The organism is Rhodopirellula sp. P2, assembly GCF_028768465.1.
GTDB lineage: Bacteria > Planctomycetota > Planctomycetia > Pirellulales > Pirellulaceae > Rhodopirellula.
Genome location: NZ_CP118225.1, coordinates 220,249 through 239,300, shown reverse-complemented (window position 1 = coordinate 239,300; position 19,052 = coordinate 220,249). Strand labels below are relative to the sequence as shown.

Genomic DNA, 19,052 nt, shown 5'->3' with positions numbered 1-19,052 from the left:
CTTGGAAAGTTGCTCCTCAGCAGAGCTTGCTTCCGCTTCACTTGGCAACTCAATTCGAACGCCTCGGAATGGTCCGTTCAAACTTCGGGCATCGGAGAAATCCCTCCAAAAACCTGAAGTCAGGGTACCTCGCACGCTTCCGTCGGATGAGCCATAAGAAATCAAAACAAGGTAGCTACTGATCCACCTACCTCTGACAATCCGTGTCATTTCTTAGTGAACCCGAACCGTTCCCGCTTCAGTGCCGAGGCGAAGCAGGAATCATCACCCGACGCGAATTTAAGATGACCCCCCTCCCCTTTCCGGCTTCGAGATCGACTCGAATGATTTTTGCAATCAGGGCGCAACGGGCGAGTCAAAACGGGCTCTTGAAGGAGCATGGGAACTTCTAAGCTGACATCGCGAATTCCGATCTTCCAGCTGTTCATTGGGGGCAGCTTGCTCGTCGGCTGGTTGATTCCGAGTTTCTACGCGTGGACGGACTCGGACCAAAGTCGCCCTTCGTCGCTGCTATGGAAGGTCCCGCTTGGTTCGTCGATCGCTTCCTTGGCGTTCTGCTTGGTTCTGCCGTGGTTGCCCATCAGACGCCAAGCATCGAGTGACGCCCCACGGACGTCGATGCGATTCTCCGTTCGCACCTTGTTGATTCTCACCGCGGGCGTTGCCATCGCGATTCCGCTGCTGGCCAAGTTCCCGCTTGGGGTGAGTGCGATCGTTTGCGCCGGCGCGTTCGCGTACTTCATTGCGTTCTGCGTCCGAAATCCGCAGCATCGGATGGCCGCAGCGACATTGTTCGCATGCATGGCCCTGCCGTACGCCTGGGTGGTCGGGTACAAGGAACTTGGCAGGATCTTTCTCGACCTTGTGGTGATGTTTGCTGGCATGCCCGCCTTTCTTCCGGCGGCAATGCTGAGTCAAGTGTTCGGGCAACATTTCCTCGAATCACAATGGCTGGCGTTTCTACTGACCGCACTGGAGCTTGTGCTTGGCATTTGGATGATTTGCCTGGGGCCGAAGCGAACGATCGCGTACTTGCTGCTCGTGATGCAGATGTCCGCAGTCGGCTCGTTGGGTTTTTACATGCTGTGCATCGCTTGATGTTTCAGCGAGAAAGCCAACAGGGGAGCACTCTCGGATGCTGTGAAATGACGAACCAAGGAGACCGGATTCATGGCACGATTCGAACCGAAAACAAAAGACGCTTGCGATCGATTGCTCCACGGGGGATGTTTGGCATTGATTCAGCAATTTGCACTGGAGCAGCGACGCGAGTCGCTCCCATGTCCAAAGATTGAGTCGGCCGGTTCGCTCAGGTAAGGTTGGTCTGCCAAGAAAACGCTTGGTCGCCGATGTGTCGAAGGTGCTTCGAGACCCGCTGGAGGGAACGTTGTGCCGACCGTTCCTTCCCCGCCTGTTTTGAACGCCATGAAATCGTTGCCGCCTGCTCTGCGCCTATCGCTCGTCCCTCTGGTTGTGGTTCTGGCGATTCTGCCCGGGGAAATCACTGCGTCCGCGATGGAGCATGACGCAGACGCACTCGAAGAACGGGGCTCCCATCGATGGGCTCCGGTTTATCTGACCGCGAATGATCTGTCGATTGCAACGGGGAAGCCTTCGCTCGTTCTGATGTCGAGTGGGTCCACGCACATTCCCGTGTGGTCTTTGTCCGGCGGCACCGAGGGGCAATCGGTTGCTGGCATCGTCAACGGGCTTCCCGGCGAGTGCGTCGCGGTGAAGGTCGAGATCGTGGTGACCTCCACCGATGCGGGGACCAACCCGGACTTGGAAGATGTTTATCGGGTTCACTTGTCGCAGATGGTGGAGGATGCGCCGTTCACATCGCGATACGCGTTGGGCAAACCTGTGCGGACACCGCTTCCCGCCGGCCCGCTTCATTCCCGCACCATCGTTTTGGAGTCCTACTACGAAGTGGTTCCCAACGCGCCTCTGACGGTGCGAATTCAGCGTGAACCTGGTTTGCCCGGTGACACGTTCACTCGCCCCACTGGTTTGGCGGTGGTGAAGGTGACGCCATTGAACGCTCTCGCGGAAGCCCATTTTGTGCAGGATGTGAGTGGCTACAACTCGTGGCCGATGACTCAGGCCATTGGCGACAAACTGGTCTGCACCTATAGCCGGGGTTCCGCGCATTCGATTGGTGAGGACGCTCGCGCGGTGTATGCACGGACTTCGACCGATGGCGGAAAAACGTGGACGGCGGAAACGGTCGTCGCCAACACTCCTGGCTTCGGCGAAGTCACGGTCGGGAAGGGCCTGGATTCCACGGGAGCGATGCTGCTGTGGGTGCGCCGCGTCGGCAAGGAGCGGCACCACGACCTCTACCGCACCACCGATGGCGTGACCTTCACGCTTGTGGCGACTCCTGAACTCGCCACACAACCGATGCAGATCACGGATGTCTTCGCGGTCCCCGAGGTGGGGTTGATGGCCTTGTGGTTCGCGGGCAACTACAGTGACAAAGCGGTTCACTCTTGGGGCCTGATGACCAGCAGCGACGACGGTGCCACCTGGAAGCAGACTCCCGTCGAGTCCGGGTTGTTGAAAGCGGACTGGCCCACCGAACCCTCCGCGGTTTACCTCGGCGATGGCAGGATCCTTGCCGTCGCGCGAACGGAAAGCGGGCCAGCTCAATTCCAGATGGTCTCGACGGACAACGGTGCTACGTGGACACGCCAGCAAACCAACATCAGCGATATTTACGCCTCAACCCCCAGCCTCATTCTCGACGCCAAAACCGGTTGGTTGAGCAACTATTATTACGAACGCGGTCGAGGCATCCTGCGGCGCCGAGTCGTGGATCCAGAAGTCGTCTTTGACCATCCGTTGCTTTGGCCCGCTTCGGAGGCGGTCGCCACCGGCAGTCCGCTTGCATGGGATTCAGGCAACGCCAATGCCACCGTGATTGGGGACACCCACCACGTCTCCTTCTACTCTGGAAAGGCTCCTGACACAGCCGTCATGGTATCGGAGTTGCCCGCACCAACAGTCGGGGATGTTCGTTCCAGCCCTGGCGGGGCAGAATGAGAGTTCTTCTGCTGTCTTCGTGAGTTGGAAGTGCAGGAACGGGACTCGAAAGCTGCCGAGCGTCGAACTCGGTTCGACCAGCAGAGCAGTCACCCACGCCGGCATTCTGTGCTTCAAACGCATTGCTAACAAAAGCGAGCCACCTTGAATTCGATCACGGCAAGAACAGCTTCCCAGAGACAACCGACATTGCGCGATGAGGTGCCCCGATGACCACGACCACGTTTGCGATCGAACACACTGTGACCTTCCGGCTGATTCACGACCTCGGCTCGCCGAAGGAAGCGGAGTTTCTGAACGCCGCCTCGGAACTCGCCGCGATTCCCGGGGTGCAACACTTTCGAATTCGTCGACAGACGAATTCAAAGAATTCACACACGCACGGCATTTCAATGCAGTTCCAGACGCAGGGGGAATACCTCGCCTATTGCGAGCACCCTGCTCATGTGAATTTCGTGCAGCAGCGGTGGCTGAGCGAGGTGGCCGACTTTCAAGAAGCCGATTTCGAGCCGCTGACCATCAGCAGCGAGTAGCTCCAGTGGGCTCGTCATTTTGGCAGGCAAGGCACTTGAACGGCCCCTGATCGTTCAGTTGTCCAAGACGTGGACGTTGGTGATCGTGACGTCTCGGATGGAGTCCGCTCCCGCCTGGATCGTGACCGCGTCTCCTGGCGATCCGAAGCGAATGAGATTGGTGAGGATCGAGTCCGCGAGCGAACCACCGACCAGGATCGTATGCTTCGACTGGCTGGTGACGTTGTTCACGATGATGCGCTGAGTGTCGCCCAGCGGTGCCACGCCGCCTCCGTAGGAATGGTCTCCGATTTTGACTGCCGCCTTGCATCGTAAGCCGTCCGGAGAGGTGTCGATCAGTCCATCCACCAGAATGTCGTGCATCTTTACACCCGACGTGTTCAGCAGCCTGACAATGTGGTGTCCGCCACGAGAGTATCCTTTCACATTTCTGACGATGATATGCCGGATCGCGTCAAGTCCTTGACCGCGATCCTTGCCAGCACTGACCATCGTGGAAGCGACGCTGCCAGCCAGGATTTCGGGTCGGGGAATGGCCGTCAAAGCAATCAAGTCATCGCCGGTGGAACCCGTGATGTTGTCGATCAGGATATCGTGGCAGCCCATGCGAAGATCGATCCCGTCTTGATTCAAGATCGTCTTGCGAGTGTTGTCGATCGTCTTGTGGCCAGTTGATGCAAAGTCAAGGTCTCGCAGCGTGCCGTGGGCACAGCGTTCCAGCGAAATCGCCCAGCAATGAGAATCTTGAATGCTGATGTTCTCGATGCTGAAATGATCGACGAAGGCCAAGAGAATTCCAATGTTTCGCCAGTCACCCGACTGGCTTTCGCCCGCGACACCTGCATCTGTACCGAAGGTGTGTTTTCCGAGTGTCTTGCCACTGTCGCCGGTTGCTCGCGGGCGGTCAGCCCCCTCCAACACGACTTGGCCGACGCCGCGAACATGGATGTTCTGCATTGGTTGAATGTCGGTCATGCCCAGTCCGCAGTTTGCACTGCGCATGAAGTTGTCTCGGCACCGATCAGACAGCTTGATGTGGCAGTTCTCCAGTTCAAGCGTGGTGTCGTTCTGCAGCAGAATTGCCGAATCAATCCGCCAGATGTCTTGCCGTTTCCCGTCCACCCAGTTGAATTTCGGGATCACTGCTCGACCACCATTGGCGGCAGCCACCTCAATCGCCTCGTTGATCCGCTCGATGTCCGTTCCCTCGAACTCGTTGGGAGTGACGATGCGGCGTGATACCGAATCGGCTTGTCCAGGCGTGGTTGGGGAGGCCGCTTCGACCGGCCCTCCCTCGCAACACACGATCAGCAAGAGCAAGGTGATCATCCATCTGACGTGTCGTTCCATCATGAGCCTCTATCTACCTCTTCGAGCATGGTTTGGGTGTCGCGAAACGTCACTGGAGGCACGCTCCTCCTGTCCATCAACGATTGGGACTGACGGCACGTTTGACGCTCGAGTTGGTCATTGTAGTCCAGGACACGGCTACCCTGGATGTGGGCGCCGGCATCGTCTTTCGCTCGGGGATTCTGACAGGGCATCAGCATGGCGTGCGACCCTCTTGTACCCAGGCTCTGCCTGGGCACAGATTGTCTTGGAGGCTCCTGCCTCCTGTTCCTCCGAACCGGCAGGCAGAGCCTGCCGTGCATTGCGTTCCCAGGCAGGAGCCTAGGCACGAGTGGAGCCATCTTGTACCCAGGCTCCGCCTGGGCACACATTGTCTTGGAGGCTCCTGCCTCCCGTTCCTCCGAAAACGATGGTGAGCAAGCTCAGTGGATCGACGGTAAGCTGCGCGGGCATTGGACTGGTTTCAACTGGCGAGCCAGCCCAATTCGATTCGCCAACGCATTGACGTTGGAAAGCGACGTCACAGACCGCTGGGCAAAGCAATCAGGAAACATCGTTTACTTTGACAACGTCGTGCTTTCGAAGAGCTGCATCGGCCCATCAGGAACGGCGCGGTAGTTGTCCGCGGAGGTCAAAGTGAGCCAAGCGAAGAAGTCCGATGGGCAGGTTTCTTCGGTGCAATGGAATGATGAAGCAACGCCATGCTGGTCCCCAAACCACGCCGGAAGACGACGCGAGAAATCAGGGGCAAGTTGATTCGGAATGAATCCCCCCGTTCATTCGGGCATTGGGAAAAGTGCCATCAGGCTGTCGGCGAAGATCCGGTGACCGTTGACGTTGGGGTGGTTGATGTTGTTTTCCATCAGGGTGATGTAGGGGATTCCCTGTCGCCAGAGTCGGCCGTAGCGAAGGGATCCTTCAGCGACCGCGATCTGGTTCTGTTGCGCAAAAGCACGTACGCCTTTGACGTAGGCGCGGGGATCGTCATCAATGTTTCGTTGGCTCGAAAATTTCATCCAGCTGGGGCGAACATAGTGCGGTGTCAGAATGATCCACTCGGCACCTCTCTCGCGGAAGTCGGCCAGGATCTTTCCGTAACGCTCCTTCACTTGCGTTTCTGAAAGACCGGCATCGTTGACGAACTCAGACACGATCAGATCGGCCTGCCGGTTCAACACCTTCTCCTGGTAGTTGTGTTCGCTGCCCGGCGGTTCGCTCAGGTAGCTACCGGTATTCCGGCCGCCCCAGGCCTCCGTGACCAATTCAATCTTGGCGTTCGGATAGCGGGATTTCAGACGCTCCACAAACATCGTTTGGTAGCGATTGAAGGTCGACACGCTGTCGCCCCAGGCCAAGATTTTGAGCGGCTCTCCGGACTGAAGCTTTTTCAAGGACTTGGGCAGCAATGTTTCCGCAACCGAGGAACCATTTGTTGTTGTTTCGGGGTAGGCGGTTTCCAGGATCGGGAACAGGTGCTCCGTACTCAGGGCATCAAGGCGGGCGGGAAGATAAATGTTCGCCAGTCGAGTCTGGCCCGCATCCAACGCCGGCGGTTGGGGCATGGAAGCATGTGGCGTTCCTTTCTTCAGCACGATTTGACGATTGCCGTCGAGCACGATCGAATCGATGCGCTGTTTGGTGTGTTGGTAGTCGATGTACACCGGTTGGTTGGGGCCGATGGCACCCTGCGGCAACCGACCGACAGTGCCGGAGACAAGGTCAGCCTCGTAGTCGATCCCTTTTTGAAATGTCTTGGCCGCGGGTTCCTGACCGGCTCGAACGACAACACTGGTGGGGTCGAGCAAACCTTCGACCGTGCATTCTGCTGCGATGACGCCTTTGAGCCGAGCACCCTTTCGCCAGCCCGCTGTCGTCTTGGCGTCGAAGTCGGGAAGCCGGTCGTGTTTCTCGTGAGTGACCGTGACGATTTCGGGGCCAGGGATTTTCAGTTCAGCAGCCACCGATTGAGCGTCTGGCACCGTCACCGAAACGGTCCATGCTCCTGTCAGTCGTACCTCGGCGGGCGTCGTGACGGGAGATTTTGCCGCGATCGATGTGACGCAACAGATCGCGATCGGTTGCACCACGAGGAGGATGGTGGTGAGTGTCAGGGTCGGTTTCATGGGGTGACCTTCAATGCTTCCACTGGGATGACAGCGAATTCTTCGCGGTTGATGTTTTTGAGTTCTCGACTTTTTTCGACTCGCCCCGCGTCGCCTCCGTGGTTGGAGTGGTCAACGCAGGGCTTGCGATCACGCCGGATGGTACACGGGGAGGGGCATCGGTCGTGCTGATCGGCGGCGCGAGTTTTTGTTTCTGAATGGCCGCCGGCAGGTTGTCGGGAACGGTTCGGGCCGCTGCGAACCGCAAGTGTTCCCATGCCAAGCGAAGGGCGACAAGCGAATGCAGAAGCCAGGCGGCGAACACAAATCTGGCCCAGACGAGGCAGGAAATGGAGATGGATTGAGTGCCATTCAGTCCTGAGCCCTTTGCGTCCTCGATTGGTTTTTCGTCTGCAGTTCGGCAAGCGTTTGGACCAGTTTCTCGGGATCATCGCACAGCAGGGATTCAGGCCGATATTTTAGCAGCGGCAAAACTTTCTCGGGTGTTCCTGTGGTCGCGTCGAAATGAATCTTGGCTCCCGCCTCGCGAATCTTTGTCAGGAGCGCCCGGTCATCTTCGAGCCAGGCGATTTGAGGTCGCAAGTAATCCATGTTCGCCGCGAGGAACGCATCCAGCTGCTTTTTCTGACGCAGGAAGATCAGCGTCTTGAGTTCCGGCAAGCGTTCTTTGAGTTGCTGCGATTGTTCCACGGTTCGCACGGCCGCGATCGTCCGCGCGGGTTCGCCATGGACTTTCACGGCTGCGACAATTCGATCCGCATACGTCGGGCCTTCTTCCTTCAGGTCCAATTGGACATCGATCCGTCCACGGCAGACCTGCAGCGCTTGCTGCAGTGACGGCACCCGTTCGGCATGGTACTCCGTTCCGAACCAAGTTCCGGCGTCCAATGCCGTCAGTTCGTCCCAGGTCAGATCGTTGACGCGCCCGCTGCCGTTGGTTGTCCGGTCCACCTTCGCATCGTGCATGATCACTAATTTGCCATCCCGCGAGGTGCGGACGTCAAGTTCGACCGCCGTTGCTCCGGCTTCCATCGCTCTTTGGATCGCTGCGATGGTGTTTTCGGGACGATCATGGCTCGAGCCACGATGCGCTGAAATTCGCTGGACGGATCTGGCCGCTGCCGCCAAATCCTCTGCATGCGTTTGGGCCTCGGCCCTGCCGCACGTGGCGATTGCAAGCACGGTGGAGAGCACCAGGCAACTGACAGCACCTCGTTGTGGTCTATCGTTTTGGCGTCGTGAACCCATTCCAGTGAAGGCGAGCCGATCGGAAGGCGTGGGGTTGCTCATCGTTTTGTTTTTGGTTGTGCAGGGGGCGGTTGGTTGGAGTGGTTCCTTGACAGGCTGGAAGCCTGTGCCACTTCATTGTTGGACTGCATCGCCTTGACGAAGTGTTAGCAGGTATTCGATCAAGTCGGCGAGTTGTTGCTCGGTGAAGTTGGCGACGAGGCCTTCGGGCATCAGCGAGACGGATTGGGGACGCTCCTCCTCGACGTCTGCTTCTTCGATCGTGATCTGTTGGCCAGTGGCGATGCCGAGCGTGATTTTCCCGTCTCGGCGATTGAGAACCAATCCGTTTTGGATGCGTCCGTCTTCCAGCAGAAAGGTGGTCGCGACAAAGTTGTAGTTGATCGCTCCGCTTGGGTATTGGATGTGGTACAGCAGTTCTCGGTCGCCGTACTTCATCCCCACAGACGCCAGATCGGGACCGACCAACGCGCCTTCCCCGGTGACCCGGTGGCAACGCGCGCAGGCGGCGTCTTTGTGGTTGGCAAACAGCTCGCGTCCTCGTTCCACGTCGCCTTGCAACGCCAACACCGCTTGCACGTTGTGGATCTTCGCGCTGTCGCTGCCTGCCATCACTGGCAGTTGCTGCTCAGCTGCGAGACGAATTCGGCGATCGGAATGATTGTGCAGCAGGAACGACAGTTCGCTCTTCAAGTCGGCGGCAATCTTCGTCTGCTTTTGCAGCGACAAGACCGTGTTGGCTCCTTGGTAGGTCGTTGCGATCAGCTGCAACGATTTGCGTCTTGCATCCAGTGGCAGGTTGTCATCGAGAAGGACATGCAGCAGGGCTGATTGTGCCGTGTCGTCTGCCAGGAAGTGGATCGTTTGGAGGGCGGCCAAAGCAAGTCGTCCACCGCTCGGGCTGCCTTGGGCATCATCGATCAACTTGGCTGCTAACGCACGAACAGGCTGGTGCTTCATCTTTCCGAGGGACGTCAGTGCTGCCACGCGGACGACATCCTGTTGTGAGTCGTCGCCGGCAAGTTTCATCAATGGGGCTTCAAATCCGACCAACGATGCGTTTGCGATCGACTCGATCGCAGTGATCTGGGATTCGGGCGAGTCCAAGGCATTCATGAACAGCTGCTGGAGCGAATCGTCGTTGGCAAGTTCCCGCCAATTGGTAGGAAGTCCGCGACCGAGTTGCCTGATGATTTCGAGTTTGCTATCGGCTGTGACTCCATCTGCGAAAAATCGTTGGATAAGCACTCGACCAGCATTCGGGTCTGCGATTCCCGCCAAAGCAAGCGAGGCGGCTTGTTCGACCGAAGGTGAGCGGTTGTGTGAGAGCAGTTGCTCCAACGCTGGCAACGCTTCGCTGCGCTGAAGCACCCAGGCCAAGCCAATCACGCTTGACGCCGAATTCGAGGGCGGCAATTGATCTTGAAGCCGAAGGAAGGCATCGTTGGAACCAACAGGGTAATACGGAGGGACGGCGATCGATTGCTCATCCCACCCCGCTTGAATCGCTGTTTCAGCCAAGGTGCTGAACAGACGCGTGATGAATTCTGGCTCGCGATGGATCAAGGCCACTCGCAGAGCCTCCAGATAAAACCGGTCGCGACCGTCCCACGCAGCGGCCAATGTTTGCAACGCGGCGCCGATGTCTTTGGTTGGCTGGTTCGAAATCGCGAGCAACAACGCACGCCGGACGCCGGCGTCCGGATCGTCAACAAGGGCCAGGATTCGATCGAGGTTCTGGTTGGATTGATTGTTCCGGTCCGATTCACTGAGCAGGCTGAGGGCCGTTTCGCGGATTCGTGGGTTGGGATCGTGGAGAGCTTCCGTCACGTCTGCTTGGCCCGTTGTTGGCAGACCATGTAGGACGTGAAGTGCTCGCGCGCGGACGACTGAGTTTGTGTCCTGGAGCAACGCCAGCAATTCATCGCGGGCTCCCGCACCTCGTCTCACCAATTGGTCACGTGCGGCCAGGCGTGCCACTGCGTTGGGTGACTGCAACGCTTCGGCCGCGTTGTCGCCACTGAATGTCAACGTGTTTGATTTGCCGGATGCGGCGCTGACGCGATAGATCCGCCCGGTCGTTTGATCGGAAAACCGGTTGCCACCGACTCCGGCATCGTACCAATCGCAGACGAACAGCGATCCATCGGTGGCGACGGAGACATCGACGGGGCGGAACCAGTCGTCATCGCCTTTCAGCAGCACATCGTAGTCCGATCGGAACCCGGCCCCGTGACGGACGAGTGGGTGCGAATTGACTTGATGAGTCCCAGCATCGATCTGCAGCACCGCGCCATGATACTGTTCGGGCAACAGGCTTCCCTCGTAGACAACCAGCCCACTGGGTGACCCGTTCCCGGTTCCAACCAGCTTCGGAATGATGCCGGGCAATTCTTCCGCCCAGTGCCGAGGCGAATCGGGATGCTGGTAACCGTACTCGCCGCCTTCCATCACCCAGTACATCCGGCAACCACGATTGCCGTCATCGTCATTGTCGCTGCCAAACACGTTTCCGAAGGAATCCACCGCTGCCTCGTAGTTGTTGCGATGACCCGACGACAGAATCTTCAGTTGGGTTCCGTCGCGGTTGACGCGTAGCGTCGTGCCAACGTTCGAGGACGTCACGCGTTGGCCGGATTGATCCATGACATCCAGCGTCGGTTCGCCTCGTTTCAGTTTGTCTGCCCCGTAGCGGGCATCGCCAACGGTGAAATAGAGTTTCCCATCGGGACCGAAAGTCATCCCATGCAGTCCATGGTCGCTATCGACACCTCGAAAACCGGTCAGCAGTGGGTATCGGCGGTCCGCTATGTCGTCACCATCCGTGTCTTCCAGAACCAATAGGTCCGGTGAATTGCCGGTGTAGACTCGCGTTCCCGTTTGAACGCCCTCTTCCCAGATCTCTTCCACGGCCAGGCCCAATGGCACCGGAAAGATGTTGTCAGCGAACACGGTGACTTGGTCGGCTTTGCCGTCGCCATTGGTGTCGCTGAGGATCTTGATCTGATCTGCGTCTGGGACTCGCCCCATCGAGTCAAACTCTTTCTGTTTCATTCGATAGTTGAGTCCTTCCGCAATCCAAACACGTCCGCGGGAATCGATTTCCATTGCCGTTGGGTTCCTCACCATCGGCTCGCTGGCCCAAAGAGAGACTTCCATCCCTTTGGCCGGGTGCAACGATTTGAGAGAATCGAGGGGTGAGATTTGGGCGGACGCACTGCCACAGTTGACAACGAAACAAAGCAGGCCGGCAGATCGCCAAAGGTATCGCAACATGAACAGCGTCCGAGCAAGGAAATCGAGGGGAGGCGGGGAGGGAATCAGGACGCGCGAGACGAGGGAGGCTTCCGTTGGTGAAACAGAATTTGAGTGACGTCCATGCCGGCGACCACAAGGGCGATGCCTCCGTCTGCGTCCAAGTCGGGGGTGCCAATTGTAATCCAGTCCGGACTTCGCCGTGATTGATCGTGGCCATCACTTTCAGAAAGTGTTTCTCCGGACATCTCTCAATGTCCGCGTGGCTTGGCGGAAGGCTCACCACCATCTCGGATGGGCCACTGGATGCCTGCTGCTTTTTCGTTCCTTCGAATCGAATAGAATGCCTCCTTTCCAAAGTGGAAGTCGTCGCGAAAGCTTTCTGTGTTCAACGTGTCAGCAGAAGTCGTTCGGCAAAAGTCGATTCACCGAAACGTGTTCGTGTCCGGTTCTCGTGAACTGAGAGCTGATGCTCGGTGGCTGATTCAGCCCCATGAGACTTGCCCACGTGTTTGAAAATTGTTTCACTGTCCCATCCGTCTTCGAGAAGGCGATCAGCACCATGCGAATCCGAAACTGCCGTTCTCTGGCCCCCGTTTTGATTGTGGCGGCTTGCGTCGCGGCATCGTCCACTGTTGTGAACTCTCAAGAACCTCAAGGGGTGGCCCCCGGGGTCGAGAAGCCACTGCGGATTTCGCCCCGACCTGACAATGACCGGAACAGCGAAGGTGATTTCGTCCAACTCAAGGACGGACGGCTTCAGTTGATTTACACCAAGTTCATCGGCACGAGTGACCACGCACCCGCCGAGCTCATGGCTCGGTATTCCGCCGACGGTGGCAAGACTTGGAGCGAAGAGGATGTGCCGGTTCTGGAACGAAGGCCTGGTGAAACGAACTTGATGTCGGTTTCTCTCCTGCGTCTGCAAGACAACCGGATCGCCCTGTTTTATGTCCAGAAGTATGTGGGTCCGCCGGGGACAAAGTATTCCCAACTGGACTATGTCTTGATGCGCACCAGCACTGACGAAGGAGCGACGTGGTCGGAGCCGACCTTTGTCGTGCCCAAAGACCAACCGGGTTACCGCGTGCTCAACAATGATCGCGTGATTCAGTTGAAGTCGGGGCGGCTGGTGGTGCCGCTGGCTGTTCACTATTTACCGGGCTGGCCAGGGTGGCGGAACTCGGCGCAGATCGTTTGCTATTTGTCGGACGACCTGGGGAAGACATGGCGTGCGAGCACCAGCACGTTGGAATCCGAACTGCTGGCTCAGGAACCTGGCGTGGTGGAGCTCAAGAACGGTGAGCTGATGATGTTTGTTCGCAGCAGTGATTGTCAGCTGGTCTCACATTCCAAAGACGGTGGCGAGACGTGGTCGCCGCTCCAGCGATCGAATATCGCTCAGCCGAGTGCCTCTCCGGCTTCCATTGAGCGAATTCCGTCAACCGGTGACTTGCTCTTGGTCTGGAACAACGGCGATGACCCGTTGGCAATCGTCAAGCCAGTCGGTCGGCGCCCCTTGACAGCGGCGATCTCCGAAGACGAAGGCGTCACATGGCAGCACATCCGAAATATCGGTACCGATCCACAGGGGTGGTATTGCTACACGGCGATCGAGTTCATCGACGATCATGTGCTGCTCGGCCATTGCGAATACCCCGGTTTGAATTCACTGCAAATCACCCGTTTTCCGATCCGTTGGCTGTACCAGTCAAGTGAGGTCGCCGACGTGATTCCTGTCACTCCCAATGAATCTCAATAGCGTCCCTGGCTGAAGGACGCGGGTCAGGTGACACCTGGGAACCTGAGTCTGGTTGGCCAGCGAGTCGGCCGATCGGCGTGGCTGGCCAGACAAATGACCCGGACGGGCATCAGTTTGAGGGCACGGTCGGTAGTCGAAGCACCACAAAGATGCCGTAGGCCGCGGCGGATAGAGTGACCAGTTTGGCGGCGACATGGAGACTGCTAAGGATCAACGTTGATCCGACCAGCACCGTGACCATGGTGATGGCAACCACTTTCACTCCAGGTCGAACACCGCCTTGGTTGTGCCAATCACGCAGTGGGCCGCCGACGATTGGCCACGCCATTGCTTTGGCGTGCCAGGTTGGCGACACACGGATGAGAAAGTAGCACATCAACAGGAGGAATGGCGTGGTCGGGATGCCCGGTAACACGACACCGACCATGGCGAGCGTCAAGAACAGGCCGGCCATGAACCAGTACAACCAGCGTTTGATGCCACGGGCTGGTTCTATCATCGAGGCGGTCTCAACCATCGAGAACTTTCTGACGACATGCACCGTTGCTGACTGGTACGGAGAACTAGAAAAGGCAAGTGTTGATTCACCTGACGGCAACGTTCACGCATCTCGTCGCACGCAGCCACTTGATCGCGGATGATTTGCTCGGATTCGGGATTCCAGTCGGACTTCATGTCGTGGTTGCTCCTGTTCATTGTCGACTTCGCCGTAGGTCTTGATGATCGGCATGCTCCAGAGCATTTCGCCTTCATGCGTCATCGCGGTCACGTCACCGCTGGCGAAGAACGAGTGCACGCCGCGCGCGTCAACGCAACACGTTGGAGCGGCACGGCTGTTGCGAAAGTAGTTTTCAACTTTTGTGGTGGCTTCCACGTGAGTCGTCCAACGCGAAGCAGGTCGGCGGGAGTCTTTCGGCATTTGGACTGTGATGGCAAACGCCACTGTTCTCACGTACAACCGGGGCGAACGCCCAAACGGCTCACATGGTTTTGCCCGATCATTCCTGCCAACGTGCTTAGCCGGTTGGCAACCGGTTCCGGATGATCTTGGTCGTGGGGTCGCCGGGCATGATCGTGTCGCACCACATTTCGTTCTCAAAGACGTAACGAACCTGAATGGCCTGGGCTTCATCGGCAGCGAATGCGGACGCGGCCTCGGCCAGCGAGACTGTCGCATCGGTCGCGGTGGATTTCATTTGAACGTGCTGCACGTCGGCGCCTTCGGAGAGGTCCGCGAACAACTGCAGGACTTGATCCTTGGCCCATTCTGCTTCCAGGATTTCCGGCAGCGGTTCATTGTTTTCGAGGTCTGCCAGAGTGAGTTTTTTCGACGTCATGTGTTGGGGAATCCGGGACGCGAGAAGGCGGGCATCAGTAAGATGGCGTTTTCAGGTGCCGGGCAAACGTAGCGGCAAACGCCACACCCGGTGCAGGTGTCTTCCTTGATCACGGGCTTGCCATCGGTGACGGCGATTGCGTCGTCGACAGGACATCGTTCACTGCAAACGGTGCAAGTCGTGCTGTGGTGGGCCAGGCACAGGTGTTCGGTGATCCGGGCGGTGCCCATGATCGGCGGGATCGTGTCGACCAACACGCCCGGTTCACACGATGCGATGCAAGGAAAGTCTTCGCACATCAAGCAGGCGGAGGTGTCGGCGTCGATGATCGGTGTGCCGGCGACCGTGCCCAGACGATCGGGGGCTTGGACAATCGCGTTGTGCGGGCACGCGGTGATGCAGTCGCCGCACCGGGTGCAGCCCGCCAGAAACTGAAACTCGTCGATCGCACCGGGGGGCCGATGAACAGGGAGCGTGCGAGCGATAGGCTTGCCAGTCAGATTGGTTGGCGGAACGGGATCGATATTGATGCCGCCAATGCTGCGTGGCTCTGCAAGCGGTCGTTCTTCCACCTCTGGTTTGGGCAATCGTGTGACGAGCGCCGGAAAACGCGATGGTGGTCTCAATTTCCAGAGCCGACCTTGCAGCAACGCACGGCGGCTTGGGGATACGGCAGTCGGTCGGAAGAGAAATGAAAACGCAACAAGAGGGAGGCGGAGAGCTGCAGTGAGGAACCGCCGCAGAGCGGGTTTTTTCCTCTGCATTGGCTTGTCAACGTTTTTCCGACTCTCGCGACTTGGCGTCATTTCTTTCCCTGATTCACTTTGCGACCACATCAAGCGGCGGCAGCATCGGGACGGCATTGGCTTCTGGCATTTGATCAAGCGAAGCTGAGGGGGCGTGGCACTGCGTGCAGTTCGTTCGCCACGGGTGCGTTGATTCCATGCCAGCCCATCCATGCGGGCCGCCATGGCAAGCGTTGCAGTTTTCTCGCATCCACTGCGAATGCGGGATTGTCGGAGGCGCGCCTTGGTAGGCACGCTTGCCCGCTTTCGGTGCTGGCAACCCGACAAAGCTCGTCGAGACACTGGCATCGAGTTCTTGGAACGGTGCCGGTGCCATCGATGCGTGACACTGGACACAGTTGCCGAGGAATTCGTGCGACATCACGCTGGCTTTCAAATTCGCCATTTGCACGCCACTGGAATGACATGCATAGCAGGCCGCATCGGTGGTGTTTTCGACGGGGTGCGGAATGATCGGTGGAGCACCGTTGAACGCACGGCGTGATGCCCGCAGTTTGCTGGACGCTTCCTTCTCCGATTCACTCGGTTCGATCTGGGTGTAGAGATCGTACTCCGGCGCTGGCAATGCCTGCGGCATCGACTGCCAGGGTTTGGTCGGTCCCATTGGTGTGCTGGCGATCTCCGCGTAACTGACCGCAGGAATCAACTTTGTCTCCGTCGTCGTCCTTGAAATCTCGCGATCCGTCAATGGTGATTCGTGCATGCCATCGGGTTTTGGCACGCCATCACCCAGGCCAACGAAGTATCCCATCACCGCGACGGCCATCACCACGGAGAGAAAGATCGTTGTCAGCCGGTTCATGAAGGCACCTTCGCGGTCGTTTTCTTGACAACACGAGCCGCACACTTCTTGTAGTCCGGTTGTTTCGAAAACGGATCGTAAGCTTCCAGTGTGCAGTTGTTGATCAGTTTGGTTTCGTCAAAGAACGGAACAAAGATCGTGCCACGTGGTGGTCGGCCACGGCCATCGATCCACACCGGCAAATCGCAAACGCCACGACGAGATTCAATGGTGACAATTTCGCCCTGGCGAATGTTGGCTGCTTGGGCGTCTTCCAAGTGCATTTCCACATACGCGGTTGGCATCGCGCGGCTGAGTTGCGAGACCCGCCGTGTCATCGTGCCCGTGTGCCAATGTTCCAGCACTCGGCCGGTGCAAAGCCACATCGGATATTCTTCGTCAGGCATTTCCGGCGGCGGCTGATATTCGTGGAACCAAATCTGCGCGCGACCATCGCTGGATGAGGAATGATAAAACTCGAATTCCTCGCCTGCTTTTACAAACGGGTCGTCGAACCCCGAGAAACGAAACTTCGTTTCTCGCCATGAACCGTCTTCTTGCTCGACCACTGGCCAACGCAACCCGCGAGCTTTCACGTATTCCTCGTACGGGGCGAGGTTCTTGTGTTTCATCGTCGTGAACTGGCGGTATTCCTCGAACAGATGCTTGTCGACGTTGGTGTCGTAGTAGCGATCGAATTCCCAAACGGGAATCTCTTGGCCGGCGTCGTCTTTGACCGCGAAGATGAACTCACCGTCCTTGTCCTTCATCCCCTCATGGCCCATCTCGAAGAGTTTGTGCGCGATCGCGATTGTCATCCAGCAATCATCACGGGCTTCGCCCGGCGGATCGACCATTTTGAACCACTGTTGTGTTCGCCGCTCACTGTTGCCAAACATGCCGTTTTTCTCGACCCACATTGCGGCTGGCAAGATCAGATCCGCGAGTGCCGTGGTCGCGGTCGGGTACACATCGCTGACGATCAAGAATTTGTCTTCGAGGCCCTGTTTGTCGTTGAAGAGTGTGTTCAAATTCGGCAGTGTTTGGCCCGGGTTGGTGACCTGCACGAACATCGTTGTGATGTCACCGCCTGCCGCCGTGGGTTTGGTGAACTGCTCGAACATCTTCACCGTGTGATAGCCCGGCACTTCGCTGATGCTTCCCTCGCGAACGTTCCAGAAGCCTTCGCTTTGCTCGCGATGTTCAGGCTTGGTGACGACCCGGCCACCTGGCAACGCGTGAGCCAGCGTGCCAACTTCGCGGACCGTGCCGCACGCCGAAGGCTGGCCGGTGAGGCTGGTGGGGGCATCGCCGGGGCGACCGAAGTGCCCCGACAACAAGTGAACGCCGTGGACCAACGAATTGATGGCCGTGCCCATCGTGTGCTGGTTCATGCCCATGCACCACAGCGACGTGATCCGAATGTCGTGTTGCCCAAACAAGTCGGCGAGCATGCGAATCTTGTCCGCCGGAACTCCCGACAATTCTTCGACATGTTCTGGCGTGTACTTGGCGATCCGTTGGCGAAATTCCTCTTCGCTGATTGGCTCGCCTTGCAGCGTCGGGGTGTCCGCTTCGTCGCCTCGGAAGTTGCAGTGTTTTTCAACAAATGATTGGTCGTAGTTGTCGTTCTCGATGAGCAGGTGCATGATGCCCAACGAAATCGCAACGTCGCCGTGCGGTTTCATTTCCAAGTAGTCGTTCGCTGCATCGGTGGTGCGAGTTCGACGCGTTCCGATGTCGATGATGCGGACCTGTTCACCACGCGAACGACGATCGGTGACTCGCGAGAATAGCACCGGGTGCATTTCGGCGGGGTTGTTGCCCCAGGTGATCAGCACGTCGCATTCGTCGAGATCTTGGTAGCAACCTGCCGGTTCATCGACACCGTACGTTGCCAGGAAACCGGTCACCGCCGAAGCCATGCACAACCGTGCGTTGGGGTCGATGTGGTTGTTGCTCAGTCCGCCCTTCATGAACTTCTGAGCGGCGTAGCCTTCGGGAATCGTCCACTGACCGGACCCATAGAACGCAAACGTATCCGGCGAGTCAAAGATTCGTTGGGCGATGGTTTCAATCGCTTCGTCCCAGCTGATTTCGGTCAGCTTGCCGTCTTTGCGAAGCAGCGGCCGAGTCAGTCGGTCCTTGCCGTAAAGGATGCCGCCAACGTGATAGCCTTTGACGCACAGCAGGCCCTTGTTGACATCGGCGGCCTTGTCACCAGCGACCGCGACGACACGCCCGTTTTCGACACCAACTTGAACGTGGCATCCGGTGCCGCAGAAACGACAAGGTGCCTTGTTCCACTCCAAGCCTTCGCCTGTGGGCAATCCATCGACGGCTTGGTCAGCCTGAAGAACTGGCAGCGTCGCGCCCGCAACCATGGAACCGGCGGCAGCCATCGCGGCTGTCTTGAGCAAGGCACGTCGGTCGTTATTCATCTTCAGTTCCTTGTGGATGGTTCTTCTTCGGTGTCTTCGTCGAACGCGACCATGGCGACGGCCAAGTCGATCACTCCCGGCAAGTCTCGGACTGCATTCCAGATCTCTTGGTCGCGTGTTTTTGTTTCGCTGTCCACGACAATCGCAAGCTTGCTGCCACAGGCTTGCCCCAAATCAATTTCGGGAATGTTTGTGATGGATTCGATCGTACTGATATGTTCTTCCACGGAAGACGCGAATGTGACGACGAGACCACTGATTGGCACTGAGATTGCTTTTTAAAAACGTGGCAGAAAGGATCGGAAGTGAGGTTTCGCGAACCTGTACACCAAGGTATACCATAGGCGTCGTCAGTGAAACCTCATTTGGGA

The 19,052-nt window shown here is 57.8% G+C and carries 16 protein-coding genes; 5 read left to right on the top strand and 11 right to left on the bottom strand.

What is annotated here, in order from left to right; all coding sequences use genetic code 11:
- The first annotated feature begins 378 nt into the window (after positions 1 to 378).
- The 3 genes from PSR62_RS00870 (at position 379) to PSR62_RS00860 (ending at position 3,578) form a co-directional block, all read left to right on the top strand.
- Positions 379 to 1,098 carry a hypothetical protein gene (locus PSR62_RS00870; protein ID WP_274405948.1) on the top strand — a complete coding sequence of 240 codons (720 nt, stop codon included), beginning with the start codon at positions 379 to 381 and terminating at the stop codon, positions 1,096 to 1,098.
- Between the two features lie 327 nt (positions 1,099 to 1,425).
- Entirely contained in the window at positions 1,426 to 3,045 is a 1,620-nt protein-coding gene (locus PSR62_RS00865; protein ID WP_274405947.1) for a sialidase family protein, read from the top strand.
- A gap of 209 nt (positions 3,046 to 3,254) precedes the next feature.
- Entirely contained in the window at positions 3,255 to 3,578 is a 324-nt protein-coding gene (locus PSR62_RS00860; protein WP_274405946.1) for a Dabb family protein, read from the top strand.
- Between the two features lie 54 nt (positions 3,579 to 3,632).
- Here PSR62_RS00860 and PSR62_RS00855 read toward each other — a convergent pair whose 3' ends face one another.
- Positions 3,633 to 4,907: a glycosyl hydrolase family 28 protein gene (locus PSR62_RS00855; protein ID WP_274405945.1), complete on the bottom strand. Its 1,275-nt coding sequence runs from the start codon at positions 4,905 to 4,907 to the stop codon at positions 3,633 to 3,635.
- 363 nt (positions 4,908 to 5,270) lie between these two features.
- Here PSR62_RS00855 and PSR62_RS00850 point away from each other — a divergent pair, with 363 nt between their 5' ends.
- Entirely contained in the window at positions 5,271 to 5,546 is a 276-nt protein-coding gene (locus PSR62_RS00850) for a hypothetical protein (protein ID WP_274405944.1), read from the top strand.
- Between the two features lie 158 nt (positions 5,547 to 5,704).
- On the opposite strand, the gene PSR62_RS00845 is transcribed toward PSR62_RS00850, so the two are convergent.
- From PSR62_RS00845 to PSR62_RS00835, 3 genes are all read right to left on the bottom strand, one after another.
- Positions 5,705 to 7,051, bottom strand: coding sequence for an SGNH/GDSL hydrolase family protein (locus PSR62_RS00845; protein ID WP_274405941.1), 1,347 nt, complete (start codon positions 7,049 to 7,051; stop codon positions 5,705 to 5,707).
- 351 nt (positions 7,052 to 7,402) lie between these two features.
- Entirely contained in the window at positions 7,403 to 8,341 is a 939-nt protein-coding gene (locus PSR62_RS00840; protein ID WP_274405940.1) for a glycerophosphodiester phosphodiesterase, read from the bottom strand.
- A gap of 72 nt (positions 8,342 to 8,413) precedes the next feature.
- Positions 8,414 to 11,575, bottom strand: coding sequence for a PVC-type heme-binding CxxCH protein (locus PSR62_RS00835; protein ID WP_443217338.1), 3,162 nt, complete (start codon positions 11,573 to 11,575; stop codon positions 8,414 to 8,416).
- Positions 11,576 to 12,116: 541 nt separating this feature from the next.
- Here PSR62_RS00835 and PSR62_RS00830 point away from each other — a divergent pair.
- On the top strand, positions 12,117 to 13,316 hold the full coding sequence (locus tag PSR62_RS00830; RefSeq protein WP_274405939.1) for a sialidase family protein: 1,200 nt from the start codon (positions 12,117 to 12,119) through the stop codon (positions 13,314 to 13,316).
- A gap of 109 nt (positions 13,317 to 13,425) precedes the next feature.
- Here the strand turns inward: PSR62_RS00830 and PSR62_RS00825 are convergent, their stop codons facing one another.
- The 7 genes from PSR62_RS00825 to PSR62_RS00795 form a co-directional block, all read right to left on the bottom strand.
- A complete protein-coding gene (locus PSR62_RS00825) occupies positions 13,426 to 13,815 on the bottom strand; it encodes a YbaN family protein (protein ID WP_274405938.1) in 390 nt (129 codons plus the stop codon).
- A gap of 102 nt (positions 13,816 to 13,917) precedes the next feature.
- Positions 13,918 to 14,235 carry a hypothetical protein gene (locus PSR62_RS00820; protein ID WP_274405937.1) on the bottom strand — a complete coding sequence of 106 codons (318 nt, stop codon included), beginning with the start codon at positions 14,233 to 14,235 and terminating at the stop codon, positions 13,918 to 13,920.
- A 97-nt stretch (positions 14,236 to 14,332) separates the two neighbouring features.
- On the bottom strand, positions 14,333 to 14,653 hold the full coding sequence (locus PSR62_RS00815; RefSeq protein ID WP_274405935.1) for a hypothetical protein: 321 nt from the start codon (positions 14,651 to 14,653) through the stop codon (positions 14,333 to 14,335).
- Positions 14,650 to 15,279 (bottom strand): 4Fe-4S dicluster domain-containing protein, encoded by a 630-nt coding sequence (locus tag PSR62_RS00810; RefSeq protein WP_274405934.1) that lies wholly within the window; start codon positions 15,277 to 15,279, stop codon positions 14,650 to 14,652. Before PSR62_RS00810 ends, PSR62_RS00815 begins: the two co-directional genes overlap by 4 nt.
- Positions 15,280 to 15,472: 193 nt before the next feature.
- On the bottom strand, positions 15,473 to 16,261 hold the full coding sequence (locus tag PSR62_RS00805; RefSeq protein WP_274405933.1) for a diheme cytochrome c precursor: 789 nt from the start codon (positions 16,259 to 16,261) through the stop codon (positions 15,473 to 15,475).
- The gene (locus tag PSR62_RS00800; protein ID WP_274405932.1) at positions 16,258 to 18,681 is read right to left on the bottom strand and encodes a molybdopterin-dependent oxidoreductase; all 2,424 of its coding nucleotides are present in this window, start codon (positions 18,679 to 18,681) and stop codon (positions 16,258 to 16,260) included. Before PSR62_RS00800 ends, PSR62_RS00805 begins: the two co-directional genes overlap by 4 nt.
- Positions 18,682 to 18,683: 2 nt before the next feature.
- A complete protein-coding gene (locus PSR62_RS00795) occupies positions 18,684 to 18,947 on the bottom strand; it encodes a hypothetical protein (RefSeq protein ID WP_274405931.1) in 264 nt (87 codons plus the stop codon).
- Positions 18,948 to 19,052: the final 105 nt, after the last annotated feature.